Source organism: Zoogloea sp. LCSB751 (assembly GCF_002028455.1).
Classification (GTDB): Bacteria; Pseudomonadota; Gammaproteobacteria; order Burkholderiales; family Rhodocyclaceae; genus Zoogloea.
In genome coordinates this window covers 1-237 of record NZ_MWUM01000599.1, presented here as the reverse complement: position 1 = coordinate 237, position 237 = coordinate 1, and the positions used below count along the sequence as shown (strand labels likewise).

Here is a 237-nt window from a genome sequence, read left to right as displayed (position 1 = left end):
CCCTGTTCGCCCAGACCCAGGTCAACACCCAGCCCTGGCTGATGGGGGGGTCGGCATCGCCATCTGCGTGCCACCGCTCGGCATGGCGCTGGCCACCCTGCTCTCGCCCCGTCGCTACAAGAAGGAGGAGCGCGAAGCGGGCAAGGCGGCCGCCATCATGGGCATGATAGGCATCAGCGAGGGGGCCATTCCCTTTGCCGCCGCCGATCCGGTGCGCGTCATCCCGGCCATCGTCGC

1 pseudogene is annotated in these 237 nt (G+C 69.6%); it reads left to right on the top strand.

Annotated features, from left to right (window positions below):
• Positions 1-237: pseudogene (locus B4920_RS27860) on the top strand (hypothetical protein); the annotation flags it as partial.